This is a genomic window from Pseudomonas canadensis, from assembly GCF_030980095.1.
GTDB classification, from domain to species: Bacteria; Pseudomonadota; Gammaproteobacteria; order Pseudomonadales; family Pseudomonadaceae; genus Aquipseudomonas; species Aquipseudomonas canadensis.
Map to the genome: position 1 here is coordinate 6,008,650 of NZ_CP133298.1, position 19,639 is coordinate 6,028,288.

The window sequence follows — 19,639 nt, forward strand, 5'->3', positions numbered from 1 at the left end:
TTTTACAAATTTAGTTCCAGCCAGCTCGATCCATCAACCGGATCGCCTCGGCCTGGCGCTTGCCCGCCACTTCCACCGGCAAGGTGTCCGCCACGAACTTGCCCCAGCTCGCCACTTCCGCCGACGGCGGCACGGCCGGGTTGGCCGGGAATTCCTGGTTCACGTCGGCAAAGATCTTCTGCGCCTCAGGCGTGGTCATCCACTCCACCAGTGCCTTGGCGGCTTCCGGGTGCGGAGCGTGTTGGGTCAGGCCGATGCCCGATAGGTTCACGTGCACACCACGGTCACCCTGGTTCGGCCAGAACAGTTTTACCGCCAGGTCCGGCTTCTGCTTGTGCAAGCGACCATAGTAGTAGGTGTTGACGATGCCCACGTCGCATTGCCCGGCGTTGATGGCCTCCAGCACGGCAATGTCATCGGAGAACACGTCGGTGGACAGGTTGTTCACCCAACCCTTGACGATCTCTTCGGTCTTGGCCGCGCCATGGGTTTCGATCAGGGTGGCGGTCAGCGACTGGTTGTAGACCTTTTTCGCCGTGCGCAGGCACAGGCGGCCTTCCCACTGCTTGTCGGCCAAGGCTTCGTAGGTGGTGAGGTCACCCGGTTTTACCCGGTCGGTGGAATAGGCGATGGTCCGCGCGCGCAGGCTCAGGCCGGTCCAGGTGTGTTTGGAAGAACGGTATTGCAGGGGGATGTTCTTGTCGATCACCGGGGAGGTGAACGGTTGCAGGATGCCCATTTGCTCAGCCTGCCAGAGGTTGCCGGCATCGACGGTGAGCAGCAGGTCGGCGGTGGCGTTTTCGCCCTCGGCCTTGATGCGCTGCATCAGCGGGGCTTCCTTGTCGGTGATGAACTTCACCTGCACGCCGGTTTTTTTGGTGTAGGCATCGAACACCGGCTTGATCAGTTCGTCGATGCGCGAGGAGTAGACCACCACTTCGTCGGCGGCCTGCACGGTGGTGCTGCCGATCAGGGTGAGTGCCAGGGCAGTCAGGAGGCGCTTGGGTGCCAACATGGGTGCGGTCTCTCATTTGCAAAAAGTGGGCAAATGATAAGGACTCACATTTGGTAGCGCTCGGTGGAGGCGTTACCAGATGTTGCATGGCCGGGATTTGCAGTGCGGCTTATGGCCTCATCGCGGGCAAGCCGGCTCCCACAGAGGTCGTATTTCAATGTCAGGGCTTGGCCAGCTCCGGCAGATCCCCGCTCAGCCCCAGCGCCTGGCGCACAAACACGGCCTTGGCTTCGGGCATTTGATCGACCATCTTCAATCCGGCATTACGCAACCAGCGCAGCGGCAGTTGATCGGCCTGGAACAGTCGCTCAAACCCTTCCATTGCCGCCATCAACGCCAGGTTATGCGGCATGCGTCGACGCTCGTAGCGGCTCAACACCTTCACATCGGCCAGGCGCTCGCCGCGCTCGGTTGCCGACAACAAGACTTCAGCCAATGTCGCCGCATCCAGGAAACCCAGGTTCACACCCTGCCCCGCCAAGGGATGGATGACGTGAGCCGCGTCGCCAATCAACGCCAGGCCTTCGGCCACATAGCGCTTGGCGTGGCGCTGGCGCAGTGGCACGCAGACGCGCGGGTCGGCGCTTACCACCGTACCGAGCCGCCCCTCAAAGGCGCGCTCCAGCTCACGGCAGAAGCTTGCATCATCCAGCGCCATCAAGCGCTCAGACTCAGCAGGCGTGGTCGACCAGACGATCGAACACCAATCCTCCTGACCATCGCGCACCAGCGGTAAGAACGCCAGTGGGCCGGTGTCGGTAAAGCGTTGCCACGCAGTGCGCTGGTGCGGCTGGCTGCTGCGCACGCTGGTGACGATGGCGTTATGCAGGTAATCCCATTCGCGGGTCGCGGTGCCGGTCAGGCGGCGCACGGCGGAGTTGGCGCCATCGGCCGCCACCACCAGCGGCGCGCGTAACGTGCGGCCGTCAGCCAGGGTTAGCAGCCAGTCATCGCCGGAACGGCGCATCTGTTCCAGGCGCGCATTGGCCAACAGGCCCAGGTCGCAGTCGTGCAGACGGTCGAGCAGCGCATCCTGCACCACGCGGTTCTCGACGATATGCCCCAGCACCTCGGCATGCACGCTGGCGGCCGAAAAGTGAATCTGACCGGTGCCGCTGCCGTCCCACACCTGCATCTCGCCGTAAGGGCTGGCGCGGCGCGACACAATGCCGTCCCACACGCCCAGGCGCTCAAGGGTGCGCTGGCTCGCGGCCGACAAGGCGCTCACGCGCGGTTCGAAAGCGGCCTCGCGGTCGAACGGCTTGACGCTCAGCGGGCTGCCGTCGAGCAGCAGCACCTGCAGGCCACTGCCCTGTAACGCCAGCGCCAGGGCGCTTCCGACCATTCCGGCCCCGACAATCAGCACATCTGCGCGCATGTCCATGCTTTAAGCCTGTCTCACTGGCGGCTTGCGCCGCACGTAAAGGGTTTTGTCGACCTGCGCCACCAGGGTGCCGGAGCCGTCATGAATCTGGACCTTCAGGTGGGGCAAGTACTTCTCGCCTCCTTCGGTCTGCCGGCGGACCTCATCGAGCAAGGCGTCGTCGATGGAGAACTCCGCGTACACCGGGCCTTTGCCCGGCGAAATGAAGTCGATACTCGCGGCCTTGTCCCACACGATGTAATCGCGGCCCAGGTTCTCCATCAGCATCAGCATGTAGAACGGATCAACCATCGAATACAGGCTACCGCCGAACTGCGTGCCGACATAGTTGCGGTTGTACCAGCCCAGGCCCATGCGCACTTTGACGTGACGAAAATCGGTGCTCATGTGCCGCACGCTCACTCCCGCACCCAAGTAGGGCGGATACAAGGTCATGATCCAACGCAACAACCGCGCCTTGCCCAGGCGCTCGATCAACCACTTACGCATCGGGACGCGTGCCCAGGCCCATGGCCTGACGGGCGAACCAGCGCTTGGCCGGCGGCAGCAAGTCCAGGCCCAGCAGGCCCATATTGCGGCCCAGGGCGACCAGCGGCTGGGCGCTGCCGAACAGGCGCGTGACCTGGTCGGAGAAGCCCACGGTGAGTTTCTGGTCCAGGCGCTGACGCTCGCGATAGCCTTGCAAGGTCGCCAGGTCACCTGGCACTTGCGGTCCGGCCAGCAAGGCCTCGGCCAGCGCATTCGCATCGCGCAGGGACAGGTTGAAGCCCTGCCCGGCAATCGGGTGCAAGCTGTGAGCGGCATTGCCGAGAATCGCCAAGTGCGAGCGTACTTGCTCCTCGGCTTCCACCAATGTCAGCGGGTACAGATGACGGGCGCCCACTTGCTTAAGCGTACCCAGACGGTAGCCGAACACGCCCTGCAATTCACTCAAGAAGCTGCGCTCATCGAGATTGGCCAGGCGCTGGGCGTCCATGCCGATGCGCGTCCACACCAGTGCGCAGCGGTTGTCCGGCAGCGGCAACAGGGCCATCGGGCCTTCGTCGGTGAAACGTTCGAAGGCTTCGCCGTTATGGGATTCGCTTGGCGTGATGTTGGCGATCAACGCGCTCTGGTTGTACGGGCGGGTTTTCACGCCGATGCCCAACTGCTCGCGCAAGCCGGAACGGCCACCGTCAGCCAGCACGGCGAGGTCGCATTCCAGCACGGTTTCATCATTGAGGGTCAGGCGGTAGCCGTCGGGCAGCGGCTCCATGCGTGTGACTTCGGCCGGGCAACGCCAGCTGACCACGTCTTTGTCCAGGCCCTGCCACAGGCATTGGCCCAGCCAGGCGTTCTCCACCACGTAGCCGAGGGCCGGCACGCCCTCTTCCATGGCAGACAAGCGCGCGGTGGAGAAACGCCCACGATCAGACACATGGATTTGCTTGATCGGTTCGGCGCGGCGCGAAATGTCCTGCCACAGGCCCAGGCGCTGATAAATCTGCCGGGCGCCGTAGGAGAGCGCCGAAGAACGCGCATCGTAGCTCGGCTGGTAGCTGTCGCCCGGCGCAAAGGGCTCGATCAGCACGATCTTCCAACCGCGCGCTTTGGCCCCAGCCTGCAACGCCAGCGCCAGGCTGGCGCCGACCAGGCCGCCGCCAATGATTGCCAGGTTGACCCGGCTCATCGGGCAGCCGCCATCAGCGCTTCAATTTCAGCGACGGTCTTGGGCACGCCACTGGTCAGGATTTCACAGCCTTGCTTGGTCACTACCACGTCGTCCTCGATGCGTACGCCAATGCCACGCCATTTCTTTGCCACGTTCGGGTTGTCCGGCGAAATGTAGATGCCCGGCTCCACGGTCAACGCCATGCCAACTTCCAGCACCCGCCATTCACCGCCCACTTTGTACTCGCCCACGTCATGCACATCCATGCCCAGCCAGTGGCCGGCGCGGTGCATGTAGAAGGCTTTATAGGCTTCGCTGGCGATCAACTCGTCGACGTCACCCTGCAACAATCCCAGCCTCACCAACCCGGCGGTGATCACCTGCACGGTTGCCTCATGCGCCTGGTTCCAATGCTTGTCCGGGGCGATCTCGGCAAACGCGGCTTCCTGGGAAGCCAGCACAATTTCGTAGATCGCCTTCTGTTCCGGCGAAAACCTGCCATTGACCGGCCAGGTGCGGGTGATGTCGCTGGCGTAGCAGTCGATCTCGCAGCCGGCGTCGATCAGCACCAGATCGCCGTTCTTGAGCACCGCGTCATTCTGCTGGTAATGCAGGATGCAGCTGTTGCGCCCGGCGGCGACGATGGAGCCGTAGGCTGGCATTTTCGCGCCGCCTTTGCGGAATTCATAATCCAGCTCGGCTTCCAGGCTGAACTCATGGAGACCGGCACGGCTGGCCAGCATCGCCTTCACGTGGGCGGCGCAGGAGATTCGCGCGGCCTCGCGCATCACCTTTACTTCCGCAGCCGATTTATACAGGCGCATGTCGTGGAGCAGATGATCCAGGGCAACGAATTCGTTCGGTGGCTGGGCGCCCAGGTGGGCCTTGGAGCGGATCACGTTGATCCATTCCATCAGGTGCCGGTCAAACTCGGCATTGCTGCCCATGGCCGAGTACACCCGGTCGCGGCCTTCGATGAGGCCGGGCAGGATGTCGTCAATATCGGTGATGGGGAACGCGTCGTCGGCGCCAAAGTCACGGATCGCGCCTTCGGTGCCGGCGCGCAGGCCGTCCCACAGTTCGCGTTCGGCGTTGCGCTCGCGGCAGAACAGCACGTACTCGCCGTGCTGGCGACCGGGCATCAGCACGATCACCGCTTCCGGCTCCGGGAAACCGCTCAGGTACTGGAAGTCACTGTCCTGGCGGTACACGTGCTCGACATCACGGTTGCGGATCGCCACGGCGGCAGCCGGCAGGATCGCGATGCTGTTGGGTTCCATCTGCGCCATCAGCGCCTTGCGGCGTCGGGTGTATTCCGCTCGGGGGATATGGATCATGGGCAGATGGACTTCCTTTCTTAGTGCAGCGAAGGCTTGGGCGCGGCTGGCTCAGCGGACTTCTTGGTCTCGGTGAACAGCAGCAACGGCGCGACGCGCAGGTATTCCATGACTTCCATGTAGTCGCCTTCGCCATCTTCGGACTCTTCCAGGGCGTCTTGCACCTGGGAGATCGCCGCGAGGTCCTGCAACACTTCCTTGGCGTCGGTGCTCAGTTCCAGGCCGCCGGCGTTGACGCCGAAACCGTGGAGGAAGCCTTGGCACCATTGGCCCAGGGCGGCGGCGCGCTCGGTGAGCGGCGCGTCGTCGGTCGGCAGCAGCAGGACCACGGTGACGTCATCACCGGTCAGCTCGCCCTTGACCATCTCTTGCAGGCCGATCAGTGCGTTACGCACGTTCTCGGTCGGTTCGGTTTCCAGCAGCTCGGCCACGTCGGCCAGCCAGTTGTCGGCATCAAAGCCAACGCCAGTGCAGCTGCGGCCCAACAGCACGCCGTGCAGTTCGGCAGGCGAGCAAGGGTGGCCGCTGGTGCTCAGCAGTTTGGAAAAAGCATCGTACGGGGAGTTCTGAATGGGCATGGTGAGCTAGGCGCCAGACGGCGCAATGTCTAGAATGGAGCGCTGTATCCTAGCACCGGCAGACGTACCAAGACTATCAAGGGCGTCAGATCGTTTATCCTGCAGTTGCCATTCATCAGACAAATCCAGTGGAACCCAATGGAAGACACCGACCTGCAAGCGCTGATGGCCAGACTCGAACTGCTAATTACTCGGGTCGAGCAACTTAAGAGTCAAAACGGACTCCTATTAGCTCAGGAAAAGACCTGGCGCGAGGAACGCGCTCACCTCATTGAAAAAAACGAAATCGCCCGGCGTAAGGTCGAATCGATGATTTCGCGCCTGAAGGCCCTGGAGCAAGACTCATGAGTTCAAGCAATAGCGTCACCGTGCAGATCCTCGATAAAGAATATTCGATCATCTGCCCCCAGGAAGAGCGCAACAACCTGGTGAGCGCCGCCCGCTACCTGGATGGCAAGATGCGCGAAATCCGCAGCAGCGGCAAAGTGATCGGCGCAGACCGTATCGCCGTGATGGCCGCGCTGAACATTACCCACGATTTGCTGCATAAGCAGGAACGCCCTGACGTACAGGCCAGCGGCTCGACGCGTGAGCAGGTGCGTGACCTGCTGGAGCGTGTCGATCTGGTGCTTTCCAGCGATTCAGACGCACCCAAGGGCTGATTGCCGCGACTGTTTAAGGTATACTCGCCCCACTCCCTGGCGTGTTTGCCAGTCGGCGATGTCCCTGAGCCGATTCGCACTACCCTGGAAGTTGCACGTTGGGCTGGTGTGCATGTCCGCTAGACGGAAAGCCTTAAAGCCTACTGCATCTTCCACCTTGAACTTTCGGGTTCAAGGGCTAAGTCGACAGCGGCTCTGTCGGGGAGCCTGAATTCCTAAACTCAATGCCAGTCCTCGGACTGGCATTGTTTTATGAGCCGAAACCATGACCGAACCTGCGCCGCTTTCCCGTCCGCAACTTCGACGCATGTTGCGTAAAGCCCGCCGCGCCCTCACGCCGAGCGAGCAACGCAAGGCCGCCCACGGCCTATATCGGCAACTGGCACAGCACCCGCTGTTTCGCCGGGCCAAACATATCTCTTTGTATCTACCGACGGACGGTGAAATCGATCCGCGCCTGCTGCTGCGCGCCGCCCAGCGCCGTGGCAAGGCCACTTACCTGCCGGTGCTCAGCGCGTGGCCGCGAACCAAGATGGTGTTCCAGCGTGTACGGCCTGGGGAAAAGCTGCTGCCCAACCGTTTTCGCATCCTGGAGCCACGGGTGAATATCAGCCGCCAACGCAAAGTCTGGGCGCTGGACCTGGTGCTGCTGCCGCTGGTGGGGTTCGATGATGCCGGGGGGCGCCTGGGCATGGGCGGCGGGTTCTACGATCGCAGCCTGGCTTACCTGGCGCGGCGACAGAGCTGGCGCAAGCCGACGCTACTGGGCCTGGCCCATGAATGTCAGAAGGTTGATCGGTTGGCACAGGCAAGCTGGGATGTGCCGTTGGCGGGCACCGTCACTGATAAGCATTGGTATATTGCGAAGACGCCACTGGAGTCAGCGGCGCCTTGAAGACGGGTCAGCGTTTGAACGGTTGCGGCTGCTGCTGAGCCAGTTCAACGGGAGCATCGGTCTTGTTCGACCATAAGCTTTGGGCATACCCGGTGGTCACGACGCCCAGACCAAACAAAATCACCAAAATCCATAGTAAATCCGGTTTACGTTGCATCGATTGCCCCCCTGCAGGCACCTCGTACACGATGACAACAACGTTCCAAAGTAGTCCGTTGCAGCTGCGTCAAGCTTTAAAAGCCGGCATTCTGCGGTAACGTGAACCAACACGCAAACCTTGACGCCAACCGACTGTCGGTTTGTCACCAAATTGCCTGACAACTTGCCCACTGCCTTTTTCAGGAGCCCCAAAATGGCCTACTGGCTGATGAAATCCGAGCCCGACGAACTCTCTATCAAAGGCCTGGAAAAGCTCGGCGAAGCGCGCTGGGACGGGGTGCGCAACTATCAGGCGCGCAACTTCCTGCGTGCCATGGCGGTGGGTGACCAATTTTTCTTCTACCACTCCAGCTGCCCGGAGCCGGGCATTGCCGGCATCGGCAAAATCGTCGAGGCGGCCTACCCGGACCCCACCGCGCTGGAGCCCGATAGCCACTACTTCGACGCCAAGGCCACCCCGGAAAAAAATCCGTGGAGCGCGATCAACGTCGCGCATGTCCAGACGTTCCCCAAAGTGCTGGGCCTGGGCTACCTGAAACAGCAAACCGCCCTCGCCGAAATGCCTTTGGTGCAAAAAGGCAGCCGGCTTTCGGTGATGGCCGTCACGCCCGAGCAATGGGCCGCCGTACTGGCGCTGCGCTAAGCACTGTAGGAGAGAGCTTGCTCGCGAAAAACGCCAGGACACCGCGTCAAATCAGAGAGGACGCGTTATCGTTGACGTTTTTCGCGGGCAAGCCCGCTCCTACAGTTGATGGGTATCAACACTACGCAGGGGCGAACCGCTCACACTAGGACGCTAATGCCGCAGGAAGCAGCCATGTCGACGAACCACCACACCTCCCGTCTTTTCGCTATCGCCCTCATCGCCCTGTTGTTGGGTGCCGGTGGCTTCGGCTACTGGCGCTCCACCCAGGACCGCTTGCCCGAAGGCCTGAGCATGGGCAACGGCCGCCTGGAATCCACCGAAGTGCAGATCGCCGCCAAGATCCCAGGGCGCCTGGCAGAGGTGCGGGTGGACGAAGGCGACAAGGTCCTCAAAGGCCAACTGCTCGCACGCATGGATACTCGCACGCTGGAAGCCCAGCGCGCCCAGGCCGAAGCCGAAGTGCTGCGCGCCAAGGAAAACTTCGCTGCCGCCGAGGCCAACGTGCAATTGCGCCAGAGCGAGCAACTGCTGGCCAACCAGGAACTCAAGCGCACCCAGGAGCTGTACAAACGCGGCTTCGCCAGCAGCCAGTTGATTGACCAACAGCAGGCGCGGCAGAACACCGGCAATGCGGCCGTGATCGCAGCACAAGCCCAAGTCAACTCGGTGAAGGCCGCGATCGGCGCCGCCGAGGCCCAGGTCGCCCAGCTCACCAGCGAGATTGACGACAGCAGCCTACGCGCGCCCATCGACGGGATTATCCAACTGCGCCTGGCCGAGCCAGGCGAAGTACTCAGCGCCGGCGGGCGTGTCCTGTTGCTGATCGATCCCAACGATCAATACATGAACCTCTACCTGCCGGCCTCCGTCACCGGCCGGCTCACCGTCGGCAGCGATGCGCGCATTCTGCTCGACGCCCTGCCCGGCCAACCGCTGCCGGCCAAGATCAGCTTTGTCGCCGCCAAATCCCAGTTCACCCCCAAGGAAGTGGAAACCCGAGACGAACGCCAGAAACTGGTGTTCCGGGTCAAACTGCGCCTGACCCAACCCAGCGCCGTGCCCCAAGCCAAACCGGGCATGCCCGGCGCCGGCTACGTGCGCACGGCTGATATCGACTGGCCGGCCAACCTGCGATGAGCGCCCTGGCGCTGCAAGCCACGGCAATCAACCATCGCTACGGCAAGCAACAGGCCCTGGTCGACATTACGTTCAGCCTGCCAGCCGGTACGCGTTGCGGGTTGATCGGACCGGATGGCGCGGGCAAGTCGAGCCTGCTGGGGTTGATCGCCGGGGTTAAAAAGCTTCAGGACGGTCAACTGCAAGTGCTTGGTGGTGCGATTGAAGACCGCCGCCACCGCAACAGCCTGTACCCGCGCATCGCCTTCATGCCTCAAGGGTTGGGCGGCAACTTGTATCCTGAGTTGTCCATCAGCGAAAACATCCGTTTCTTTGCCACGCTGTTTGGCCTGTCGAAAGCCGACTGCGACCAACGCATGCACAACCTGCTGCTGGCCACCGACCTTGCGCGCTTCGCCGAACGCCCGGCGGGCAAGCTCTCCGGTGGGATGAAGCAGAAACTCGGCCTGTGTTGCGCGCTGATCCACGACCCGGACCTGTTGATTCTCGACGAGCCCACCACCGGCGTCGACCCACTGTCACGTCGGCGCTTCTGGGAGCTGGTCGAAAGCGTACGCAGCGAACGCCCGCAACTGACACTGCTGGTGGCCACGGCCTACATGGAAGAAGCCGAGCAATTCGAACATTGCCTGATGCTCGATCGCGGCAAGCTGATTGCGGACGGCCTGAGCCGTGAATTGGCGGGCGCGACCGCCAGCGGCAAACTGGACGAAGCGTTCACCCACTTCCAAGGCGACAGCGCCCACGACAACCAGCCGCTGGTGATTCCACCGCGGCAAAGCGACAACGCCGATATCGCCGATATCGCCATCGAAGCTCACGACCTGACCCTGCGTTTCGGCGATTTCACCGCCGTGAACAAGGTCAGCTTCGCCATTGGCCGCGGCGAGATCTTCGGCTTCCTCGGCTCCAACGGCTGCGGCAAGACCACCACCATGAAGGTGCTCACCGGCCTGATGCCCGCCACCGAGGGCAGCGCGACGCTGCTGGGCAATCCGGTGAACGCCAAGGACCTCGCGACCCGCAAGCGCGTGGGCTTCATGTCGCAAAGCTTCTCGTTGTATGGCGAGCTCAGCGTGCGCCAGAACCTGGTGCTGCATGCGCAATTGTTCGACCTGCCCAAGGCAGACAGCGGCCCGCGCATTGATGAGCTGATCCAGCGTTTCGACCTCGCTGACGTGGCCGAACAACCGTCCGGCGAGCTGCCGCTCGGCTTGCGTCAGCGTTTGTCATTGGCCGTGGCGGTGCTGCATCGCCCGGAAGTGCTGATCCTCGACGAACCTACGTCGGGCGTCGACCCGGCGGCGCGGGATGACTTCTGGCGACTGCTGATCGAGCTGTCCCGCGAACAAGGTGTGACAATTTTCCTGTCCACGCACTTTATGAACGAGGCCCAGCGCTGCGACCGCATTTCCCTGATGCACGCGGGCAAGGTGCTCGCCTGCGATACGCCGGATGCGTTGCAACGGCAGTTCCAGGGCGACACCTTGGAAGCCGCGTTCGTCACCTGCCTGGAGCAAGCCCAGGGTGAACCGGAGCCCACTGCGCCCGCCGCGACCGTCAGCGAAACCAGTGCCCCTCCCGTGAGCAAACGCGGCTTCAGCCTGGCCCGCCTATTGGCCGTGGCCAGCCGCGAAGGCAAAGAGCTGCTGCGCGACAAGGTGCGCATGGCCTTCGCGTTGCTGGGCGCGATGTTCATGATGGTGATCTTCGGCTACGGCATTTCCCTGGATGTGGAAAAACTCGCCTTCGCCGTCTACGACCAGGACCAGACACCGCAAAGCCGCGCCTACCTGGAGGCATTTCGCAGTTCACGCTATTTCGCCGAGCAGCCGCCGATTCAGGACTCAACCGAATTGCACCGGCGCCTGCAACGTTCAGAAATCAAACTGGCCCTGGAGATACCACCCGGCTTTGGCCGCGATCTCTACGCCGGCCGCCAGCCCAGCGTGGCCGCCTGGCTCGATGGCGGCATGCCGTTTCGCGCGGAAACCAGCCGCAACTATGTCGAGGCCGTGCACCAGGAAAACCTGCAGCAACTGGCCGAACTGAGCAGCCTGCCGCGCAACACCCCAGCGGCCGCCAAGCTGGAAACGCGCTTTCGCTATAACCAAGACGTGGTCAGCGTGAATGCCATCGGCCCCGGTGTGATGGCGCTGATCCTGGCGTTTATCCCGGCGATGCTCACCGCCCTCGGCATCGTGCGCGAGAAGGAACTGGGCTCGATCACCAACTTCTACGCCACACCGCTGACGCGCCTGGAGTTCCTGCTCGGCAAACAGGCGCCGTACCTGGCCGTGAGCCTGGTCAACCTGGCAGTACTGGTGGCGATGAACCGCTGGCTGTTCGGCGTGCCGTTCAAGGGCAGCGGCCTGACGCTGGCGTTCGGCGGCCTGCTCTATGTGCTGGCGACCACCAGCATGGGCCTGCTGATTTCGGCGTTCACCCGTACGCAGATCGCGGCGATCCTCGGCACCATGATCATCACCAGCCTGCCGACCATTCAATTCTCCGGACTGATCGTGCCGCGCTCGTCCCTTGAAGGCGCAGCGGCGTTGATGGGCATGCTGTTTCCGGCGGGGCACTTCCTGGATGTCGCCGTGGGCACCTTCACCAAGGCCTTGGACCTGCGCCAGTTGTGGCCGCAATGCCTGGCGCTGTTCGGGTTCTTTGTCGGGTTTACCGGGCTGAGCCTGGTCATGCTCAAGAAGCAGGAGGCCTGATGCATAAGTTCGCGCACATCCTGCGCCTAGGGATCAAGGAACTGACCAGCCTGCGCCATGACAGCGTATTGCTGCTGTTTCTGTTCTACGCCTTCACCGTCGCCATCTATATGCCCGCCGCCGGCTCGGTGATCGGCGTGCATAACGCCAGCGTGGCGTTTGTCGATGAAGACCACAGTTCGCTGTCGCGGCAACTGGCCGAGGCGCTGCAGCCGCCCGAGTTTCAAACCCCCACGCCGTTGGCCTATGACCAGTTGGACAGGGTCATGGACAGCGGCGAATACACCTTCGTGATCAATGTGCCGGCGAACTTCCAGGCTGACCTGTTGGCCGGTCGCCAACCCGGCGTGCAGGTGAACGTGGACGCCACGGCCATGAGCCAGGCGTTCATGGGCGCGGGCTACATCGGGCGGATTTTCCAGCGGGAATTGCTGACCTACAGCGGGCAAGCCGCCGCCAGCCAGACGCCCGCCCTGCTCACGACTCGCGCGCTGTTCAACACCAACCTGGAGGGTGGCTGGTTTTTGGCGGTGATCCAGATCGTCAACAACATCACCATCCTCGCCATTATCCTGACCGGCACCGCGCTGCTGCGTGAACGCGAACACGGCACCCTCGACCATCTGCTGGTATTGCCGCTGACAGCGCTGGAAATCATGCTGGCGAAAATCTGGAGCAATATGCTGGTGGTGGTGCTGTGCACTTGGCTGTCGCTGGAAGTGGTGGTCAAAGGTTTGCTCGGCGTGCCGCTGGCCGGGTCGCTGAGTTTGTTTCTGTTGGTGACGGCGCTGTACTTGTTTGCCAGCACCGCGCTGGGCATCTTCCTCGCCACCCTCGCCCGCTCGACGCCGCAGTTCGGCCTGCTGGCAATCCCGGTGATCATCCCGATGCTGCTGCTCTCCGGCGGCAGTACGCCGTTGGACAGCATGCCCGAGTGGTTGCAGTGGGTGATGCAGGGCTCGCCGTCGACGCATTTTGTGAGTTTGAGCGCGGCGATTCTGTTCCGCGATGCGGGCGTGAGCGTGGTGTGGCCGGACTTGCTGGCGCTGGCGGGGATTGGGTTGGTGTTCTTTGCAGTGGCACTGGCGCGGTTCAGGAAGAGCCTGGCTTCCTGAAACCGCACCCTATTGGTGATTACTGGATGATCAAGTTGTTGAACAGCAGATCTTCCACCACCGGTTTGCCGGTCTCGTCATTCATCACTTGCTGGGTTTGCTTGAGGGCTTCCTGGCGCAGTTTTTCCTTGCCTTCAACGGTGCTCATAGCCTCGTTGGTCTGCTGGGTGAACAGCGCCACCAGCTGATTACGGATCAACGCGTCGTTGGCTTTGACGGCAGCAGCCGCTTCGGGGCCGGTCACGCGCAGGGCGATGTCGGCCTTGAACACCTTGAGTTTCGCCGTGCCATCCAGGCCGTAGTTGCCCACAAATGGCGGGCTCAGGCTGATATAGCTGACCTTCGGCGCCTCGCCTTCTTTGGCTTCTTCGGCTTGGGCCGCCATCGGCAACGTCAGGGCCAGCATCAACAGGATCCACGCTTTCACAGTTCATTCCTCACATTCGGTTGCCGGGTAGCATAACGCTAGCAAGGCAGAGCACAAGCTTATGGCGGCTTATCAGGCCCGGGCATGCTCGTTGACCCACGGGCGTACCCTCCTACACTTATCGGCCACGATGCCAAAAGGAATAGTCCGATGAAAGCTGTGCTGTGCAAAGCCTTCGGCCCCGCCGAAACCCTGGTGCTGGAAGAGATCGCCAGCCCGGCGATCAAGAAGAACGAAATCCTGCTGGACGTGCATGCCGCCGGGGTCAACTTCCCGGACACGCTGATCATCGAGGGCAAGTACCAGTTCAAGCCGCCTTTCCCGTTCTCGCCGGGTGGCGAGGCGGCGGGCGTGGTCAGTGAAGTCGGGGAAAAGGTCAGCCACCTGAAAGTCGGTGACCGGGTGATGGCGCTGACCGGCTGGGGCAGTTTTGCCGAGCAGGTCGCGGTGCCCGGCTACAACGTGCTGCCGATCCCGCCTAGCATGGACTTCAACACCGCCGCCGCCTTCAGCATGACCTACGGCACCTCCATGCACGCGCTGAAACAACGCGCCAACCTGCAACCCGGCGAAACCCTGCTGGTGCTCGGCGCCTCCGGTGGCGTGGGCCTGGCCGCCGTAGAGATCGGCAAGGCCATGGGCGCGCGGGTAATCGCCGCCGCCAGTAGTGCCGACAAACTCGCAGTGGCCAAGGCCGCCGGCGCCGATGAGCTGATCAACTACAGCGAAGCCAGCCTGAAAGACGAGATCAAGCGCCTCACCGACGGCAACGGCGCCGATGTGATCTACGACCCAGTGGGTGGCGACCTGTTTGACCAGGCCATCCGTGCCATTGCCTGGAACGGCCGCCTGCTGGTGGTGGGTTTTGCCAGCGGGCGCATACCGGAGCTGCCGGTGAACCTGGCGCTGCTCAAGGGTGCCGCGGTGGTCGGGGTGTTCTGGGGTTCGTTTGCCCAGCGCCAGCCGCAGGATAATGCCGCGAATTTCCAGCAGTTGTTCAGTTGGTATGGTGAAGGCAAGCTCAAGCCGCTGGTGTCGCAGGTGTATCCGCTGGAACAAGCCGCCCAGGCGATCAATGACCTGGGGCAGCGCCGGGCTGTGGGCAAGGTCGTCGTCCAGACTCGCTGACCTTCCCCTGTAGGAGCCGGCTTGCCGGCGATGACCGCCGAAAGATCACCGCCACCTTTCGGGCCTCATCGCCGGCAAGCCAGCTCCTAGAGATCTATTTACGACCATCACTTATCTATTCGCGACATGTTCGTAAGAGAACATGCAATTGCTCTGATTTCCGGTGTTTGCAGATAAGAGGCGATGCTATTTTCGGTAACGAAACTGTAACATTCGCATCCGCAGTCAAAACAAGAAATTTGGAGCTCTTGAATGTTTGCTTTCTTTCGTCCTGCCGCCCATCAGGCGCCCCTGCCTGAAGAAAAAATAGACAGTACCTACCGACGTCTGCGCTGGCAGATCTTCGCCGGTATTTTCTTCGGCTACGCCGGTTACTACCTGCTGCGCAAAAACTTCTCCCTGGCCATGCCCTACTTGATCGACGAGGGTTACACCCGCGGCGAACTGGGCCTGGCGATGTCGGCCATCGCGATTGCCTACGGCCTGTCCAAGTTCCTCATGGGCCTGGTGTCCGACCGCTCCAACCCACGCTACTTCCTGCCCTTCGGCCTGCTGGTTTCCGCCGGGGTGATGTTCATTTTCGGTTTCGCACCTTGGGCGACGTCCAGCGTGACCATGATGTTCATTTTGCTGTTCATCAACGGCTGGGCCCAAGGCATGGGCTGGCCGCCAAGTGGGCGCACCATGGTGCACTGGTGGTCGCAGAAAGAACGCGGCGGCGTGGTTTCGGTATGGAACGTGGCGCACAACGTCGGCGGCGGCCTGATCGGCCCGCTGTTCCTGCTGGGCATGGCCTGGTTCAACGACTGGCACGCAGCCTTCTACGTACCGGCCACTGTGGCCCTGCTGGTGGCGGCCTTTGCCTTCATCACCATGCGCGACACCCCACAGTCGGTGGGCCTGCCCCCGATCGAGCAGTACAAGAACGACTACCCGGAAGGCTACGACGCCAGCCACGAAGACGAATTCAGCGCCAAGGAAATCTTCGTCAAGTACGTACTGCGCAACAAAATGCTGTGGTACATCGCCTTCGCCAACGTGTTCGTCTACCTGCTGCGCTACGGCGTGCTGGACTGGGCACCGACCTACCTGAAAGAAGCCAAGCACTTCACCGTGGATAAATCCTCGTGGGCGTACTTCTTCTATGAGTGGGCCGGTATCCCGGGCACGCTGCTGTGCGGCTGGATGTCGGACAAGATCTTCCGTGGCAACCGTGGCCTGACCGGCATTGTGTTCATGGCGCTGGTAACGGTGGCGACCCTGGTGTACTGGCTCAACCCGCCAGGCAACCCGATGGTCGACATGATCGCGTTGTTCTCCATCGGCTTCCTGATCTACGGCCCGGTGATGCTAATCGGCCTGCAGGCGCTGGAGTTGGCTCCGAAGAAAGCTGCGGGTACGGCTGCGGGCTTTACCGGCCTGTTCGGTTACCTGGGTGGTTCGGTGGCGGCCAGTGCGGCCATGGGCTACACCGTGGACCATTTCGGCTGGGACGGTGGTTTCGTGCTGCTGATCGGTGCGTGCCTGCTGGCGATCGCCTTCCTGATCCCAACGCTGTGGCACACCAACAGCGTCAGCTCGGCGCGTTAAGCGCCTGAGCCACCCTTTGCACAACGCTTGAGCCGCGCCTCCAGATTCTTGTCTGGCATGGCGTGGCTACGCAGGGCGTTGACGGTCTGCTCGACATAATCGCGAGTGGTACCGTAACGCCCGCAAGCACTCTGCAACACATGGTTCAACACGATATCGGGCAAGTTGCCGGCGTAGCTGGGCAAGTGCCGCTCCAAGACAAATCCCAACGCCTGCACCGTGCTGCCATCTTCGAGACGGCAACTGAGCCAATGCGGCCGGTAAGAAGGATAGGGCATCTCGCGCTGCCACAAGGCGTAGAGCGAGGCCTCCAGCTGATCCTCCGGCAAGCGGTAGGCAAACCCGCTGCAGGAACCGCCGCGATCCAGCCCAAAGACCAATCCTGGAATTTCCGGTGTCCCACGATGCTCATGGGACCACAGGTAAAGGCCCCGGTGATAACCGTGGACCCGTGCCCGCATCCGCTCGGTGGACGAACACTCAGGGCGCCAGATCAGCGAACCATAAGCGAAAAGCCAGACCGGCCCACCCTTATGCTGGGCCATGGTGGCCTGCATCGAGCTCATCAACTGTTCGTGAGTGAGTTGCGGCCCAAGATCGAGCCGCGGAGGGTAAGCCAATTGCAAAAGATCGGATTCAATAACGGTCATGGCGGATCGCTTAGGTCTCCTGTGCTTTACCAGTTATAGGCAACTTTACCGTAATAGAACGCGCCGCTGTAACCGTACGGCGAAAAAGTGCTATAGGCCAAATTGCCACCACTGCTGGCGAAGGCATTGACCTTTTCCGGGTATTTATCGGTGACGTTGTCGCCGCCGAGGGTGAAGGTCCAGTTCTTCAACTTGTAGTCCGCCGACAAATCCAACACCCAGGCCGCCTTGAAGGTCTGGTCGTTGGCCTTGTCGGCCTGGTAGCTGGTGAATTCACCATAGCGCACCAGGTTACTGTGCAGTGCCCAATTGCCGAAGGTGAAGTCGTTACCCAGGCTCAGCTTGTGTTCAGGCGTGGTATCGCCCAGCAAACCGCTCTTCTCGCGACGGTCCACGCGCACCAGATTGGCGCCCAGGCTGTCGAGGATGGCCGGATTGGGCTTCACGTCCGTGACCTTGGTGTGGTTGTAGTTGTAGCCCACTGTGCTGTTCCAGCGGATGCCGTTATCGAACTGGTAGCGGTAGTTGGCCACCAGGTCGACGCCGTCAGTGCTGGTATCGGTGGCGTTGGTGAAGTAGCGGGCAGTGGTGTAGTTGATGTTGCCCACGCCATTGGCGCGCAGATAAGCCTGGGTTGCCGGGTCCAGGTTGAGGTTGGACGACAGGCTGATGCGATCACGAATGTCGATGCGGTACACGTCCACCGTTACGGTCAGGTCGTCGGCGGGCTCCAGTACCAGACCAAGACTGTAGTTACGCGACTTCTCGGCCTTCAGGTCCTCTGCGCCCAGCAGGCGTGCGACCTGGCTGGAGGCTGGGAAAGTACCGGCCTCGCGGATGTCGCTGCCGATCAACTGCGACGAAGTAAACGCGAAGTTCTGCTGAGCCAGGGACGGCGCGCGGAAACCGTTGGAAATACTACCGCGCAAGGCCACCTGCGGGGTGAAGTCGTAGCGGGCCGACAGCGAGCCGCTGACATTGGAACCGAAGTCACTGTAATCCTCATGCCGTACGGCTGCCGACGCGCTGAGTTTGTCGGTGAAGTTGGTTTCCAGGTCCAGGTACTGCGCCCAATTGTGACGTGAACTGCTGCCGGCGTCGGCATCACGGAAACCACCGAGGCCCGAACTGCCGGTCTGGTAGTAGGACGCCGGCTCACCTGCTTCAATCTCATAGCCCTGGCGCAGGTATTCTCCGCCAAAAGCCACGGAGACCGGGTATGGCAGGAAGCCCACGTCGAATTCACGGGACAGGTCCAGGCTGACTTGTTTCTGGTCGTTGCTCAGGGTGCCGTTGTCGAACTTGCGCGGCGTGGCCAGGCCCAGTGACGTGTTGATGGTTTCGGTGCTCAGCTCGTACTGGTTCTTGCCGTAGTTGGCCGACAGGTCGTAATGCCAGTCATAGGCCAACAGCCCACGCAGGCCCACCACCAACGACGTGTCTTCCAGGTTGCCCTTGATCAACGGCAGGTAGCCATTGGGGTTGAGCGCCGGAATATTGTTGGACGCATTGCTCGCCCGGTAGAACGCCGCCGTCTCGCCGCGACGCTTGCTGTAGCCGCCGAAGGTGTAGAACTCGGCCGCATCGTTGAAGGAATATTCCGAGTTGAACTGGAACTTGCCTTCATTGGTAGCCGGCTCGCCCTGGCGAAACACCTGCTGGCCGTAGGTCGTAGAACCTACGCTGGCCGGGCGCAAATCCTTGCCGGCGCGGTTGGTGTAGTCGTTGTCGGCGCCTTCGGCCGAGAGGTTGATAAAGCCGTTGTCACCCAATGCCACGCCGGTATTGCCACTGAGGTTGCGCTGGATGCCGTCGCCCTTCTTGTACTCGCCGAACTTGGAGGAGATAGAACCACCATGGTCGGCGTGTTTGAGGATCACGTTGATCACCCCGGCAATCGCATCGGAGCCATAGCGCGCGGACGCACCATCGCGCAGCACTTCGATATGGTCGACTGCCGACAGCGGGATCGCATTCAAGTCCGCCGGGGCCGAGCCACGGCCCACTGCCCCGCCCAGGTTGACGAAAGCACTGGTGTGGCGGCGCTTGCCATTGACCAACACCAGCACCTGATCCGGCGACAACCCACGCAACTGCGCAGGGCGCACCAGTTCGGCGCCGTCCACCAGGCTTGGGCGCGGGAAGTTGATCGACGGAATCAGCCGCGCCAATACCGCCCCCAGCTCATCGGAGCCGGTGCTGCGCAGGGTGTCGCCGGAAATCACATCGATCGGCGACAGCGACGCACTGGCCGTGCGCTCTTGGGCGCGGGTGCCGGTGACGATCACGGTGTCGAGCTTGGGTGCATCGGTGGCGGACGTTTCGGCCGCGAAGACTGGATTGAAACTCACGGCGGTCAGCAAATTGGCCGACAAAATCGCCGAGTACAGCGCGTGTTGCTTGTAGCTCCCCATACCGCTCCCCTTGAATCAAAAACCAGAACGTCGTGTCCTGAGTTCATACGATCGATCCGGCTGGCGGGCGGTGGCGGTCAGTTATTGGTGGTTGTGAATGAGTCGGTAGTCCGTTGCGATATAGCTTA

The 19,639-nt window shown here is 61.9% G+C and carries 19 protein-coding genes and 1 other RNA gene; 10 read left to right on the plus strand and 10 right to left on the minus strand.

The window, feature by feature from the left end; genetic code table 11:
- Positions 1-10 precede the first annotated feature (10 nt).
- The 6 genes from RB216_RS28050 to RB216_RS28075 all read right to left on the minus strand — a co-directional run bounded on the left by RB216_RS28050 (position 11) and on the right by RB216_RS28075 (position 5,965).
- Positions 11-1,015, minus strand: coding sequence for an extracellular solute-binding protein (locus RB216_RS28050; RefSeq protein ID WP_028618388.1), 1,005 nt, complete (start codon positions 1,013-1,015; stop codon positions 11-13).
- Positions 1,016-1,175: 160 nt separating this feature from the next.
- Positions 1,176-2,393, minus strand: coding sequence for a 2-octaprenyl-3-methyl-6-methoxy-1,4-benzoquinol hydroxylase (locus RB216_RS28055; RefSeq protein ID WP_308908905.1), 1,218 nt, complete (start codon positions 2,391-2,393; stop codon positions 1,176-1,178).
- A 9-nt stretch (positions 2,394-2,402) separates the two neighbouring features.
- The gene (locus tag RB216_RS28060; RefSeq protein ID WP_308908123.1) at positions 2,403-2,888 is read right to left on the minus strand and encodes a DUF4442 domain-containing protein; all 486 of its coding nucleotides are present in this window, start codon (positions 2,886-2,888) and stop codon (positions 2,403-2,405) included.
- Complete coding sequence (ubiH, locus tag RB216_RS28065; RefSeq protein WP_068931510.1) at positions 2,881-4,068, minus strand: 2-octaprenyl-6-methoxyphenyl hydroxylase; 1,188 nt, start codon at positions 4,066-4,068, stop codon at positions 2,881-2,883. Before ubiH ends, RB216_RS28060 begins: the two co-directional genes overlap by 8 nt.
- Positions 4,065-5,387 carry a Xaa-Pro aminopeptidase gene (pepP, locus tag RB216_RS28070; protein ID WP_308908124.1) on the minus strand — a complete coding sequence of 441 codons (1,323 nt, stop codon included), beginning with the start codon at positions 5,385-5,387 and terminating at the stop codon, positions 4,065-4,067. The genes ubiH and pepP overlap by 4 nt, the downstream gene beginning before the upstream one ends.
- A 20-nt stretch (positions 5,388-5,407) precedes the next feature.
- The gene (locus RB216_RS28075) at positions 5,408-5,965 is read right to left on the minus strand and encodes a YecA/YgfB family protein (protein WP_017739071.1); all 558 of its coding nucleotides are present in this window, start codon (positions 5,963-5,965) and stop codon (positions 5,408-5,410) included.
- Positions 5,966-6,103: 138 nt separating this feature from the next.
- Here RB216_RS28075 and RB216_RS28080 point away from each other — a divergent pair, with 138 nt between their 5' ends.
- The 4 genes from RB216_RS28080 to RB216_RS28095 all read left to right on the plus strand — a co-directional run bounded on the left by RB216_RS28080 (position 6,104) and on the right by RB216_RS28095 (position 7,522).
- Positions 6,104-6,313, plus strand: a complete 210-nt coding sequence (locus tag RB216_RS28080) for a TIGR02449 family protein (RefSeq protein WP_007982902.1) — start codon at positions 6,104-6,106, stop codon at positions 6,311-6,313.
- On the plus strand, positions 6,310-6,627 hold the full coding sequence (locus RB216_RS28085; RefSeq protein ID WP_003176812.1) for a cell division protein ZapA: 318 nt from the start codon (positions 6,310-6,312) through the stop codon (positions 6,625-6,627). The genes RB216_RS28080 and RB216_RS28085 overlap by 4 nt, the downstream gene beginning before the upstream one ends.
- A gap of 30 nt (positions 6,628-6,657) precedes the next feature.
- A non-coding RNA gene (gene ssrS, locus RB216_RS28090) (6S RNA) lies at positions 6,658-6,836 on the plus strand.
- A 56-nt stretch (positions 6,837-6,892) separates the two neighbouring features.
- Complete coding sequence (locus RB216_RS28095) at positions 6,893-7,522, plus strand: 5-formyltetrahydrofolate cyclo-ligase (RefSeq protein ID WP_028618394.1); 630 nt, start codon at positions 6,893-6,895, stop codon at positions 7,520-7,522.
- 7 nt (positions 7,523-7,529) lie between these two features.
- On the opposite strand, the gene RB216_RS28100 is transcribed toward RB216_RS28095, so the two are convergent.
- The gene (locus RB216_RS28100; protein ID WP_010207387.1) at positions 7,530-7,679 is read right to left on the minus strand and encodes a hypothetical protein; all 150 of its coding nucleotides are present in this window, start codon (positions 7,677-7,679) and stop codon (positions 7,530-7,532) included.
- 195 nt (positions 7,680-7,874) lie between these two features.
- Here RB216_RS28100 and RB216_RS28105 point away from each other — a divergent pair, with 195 nt between their 5' ends.
- The 4 genes from RB216_RS28105 to RB216_RS28120 all read left to right on the plus strand — a co-directional run bounded on the left by RB216_RS28105 (position 7,875) and on the right by RB216_RS28120 (position 13,302).
- Positions 7,875-8,324: an EVE domain-containing protein gene (locus tag RB216_RS28105; RefSeq protein WP_028618395.1), complete on the plus strand. Its 450-nt coding sequence runs from the start codon at positions 7,875-7,877 to the stop codon at positions 8,322-8,324.
- 174 nt (positions 8,325-8,498) lie between these two features.
- Positions 8,499-9,464, plus strand: a complete 966-nt coding sequence (locus RB216_RS28110) for an HlyD family secretion protein (RefSeq protein ID WP_308908125.1) — start codon at positions 8,499-8,501, stop codon at positions 9,462-9,464.
- A complete protein-coding gene (gene rbbA, locus RB216_RS28115; protein ID WP_236318452.1) occupies positions 9,461-12,187 on the plus strand; it encodes a ribosome-associated ATPase/putative transporter RbbA in 2,727 nt (908 codons plus the stop codon). The genes RB216_RS28110 and rbbA overlap by 4 nt, the downstream gene beginning before the upstream one ends.
- Positions 12,187-13,302, plus strand: a complete 1,116-nt coding sequence (locus tag RB216_RS28120; RefSeq protein ID WP_068935479.1) for an ABC transporter permease — start codon at positions 12,187-12,189, stop codon at positions 13,300-13,302. Before rbbA ends, RB216_RS28120 begins: the two co-directional genes overlap by 1 nt.
- 19 nt (positions 13,303-13,321) lie before the next feature.
- Here the strand turns inward: RB216_RS28120 and RB216_RS28125 are convergent, their stop codons facing one another.
- Positions 13,322-13,729 carry a flagellar basal body-associated protein FliL gene (locus tag RB216_RS28125; RefSeq protein WP_016978962.1) on the minus strand — a complete coding sequence of 136 codons (408 nt, stop codon included), beginning with the start codon at positions 13,727-13,729 and terminating at the stop codon, positions 13,322-13,324.
- A 150-nt stretch (positions 13,730-13,879) separates the two neighbouring features.
- Between RB216_RS28125 and RB216_RS28130 the strand changes: the two genes are divergently transcribed.
- Both RB216_RS28130 and glpT read left to right on the plus strand, forming a co-directional pair.
- Positions 13,880-14,857, plus strand: coding sequence for an NADPH:quinone oxidoreductase family protein (locus RB216_RS28130; protein ID WP_068935477.1), 978 nt, complete (start codon positions 13,880-13,882; stop codon positions 14,855-14,857).
- Between the two features lie 252 nt (positions 14,858-15,109).
- Entirely contained in the window at positions 15,110-16,447 is a 1,338-nt protein-coding gene (glpT, locus tag RB216_RS28135; protein WP_028618400.1) for a glycerol-3-phosphate transporter, read from the plus strand.
- Here glpT and RB216_RS28140 read toward each other — a convergent pair.
- Positions 16,444-17,097, minus strand: a complete 654-nt coding sequence (locus RB216_RS28140; protein ID WP_028618401.1) for a gamma-glutamylcyclotransferase — start codon at positions 17,095-17,097, stop codon at positions 16,444-16,446. The two genes, glpT and RB216_RS28140, sit on opposite strands and share 4 nt — an antisense overlap.
- Before the next feature lie 26 nt (positions 17,098-17,123).
- Positions 17,124-19,511 (minus strand): TonB-dependent receptor plug domain-containing protein, encoded by a 2,388-nt coding sequence (locus RB216_RS28145; protein ID WP_028618402.1) that lies wholly within the window; start codon positions 19,509-19,511, stop codon positions 17,124-17,126.
- Between the last annotated feature and the right edge of the window lie 128 nt (positions 19,512-19,639).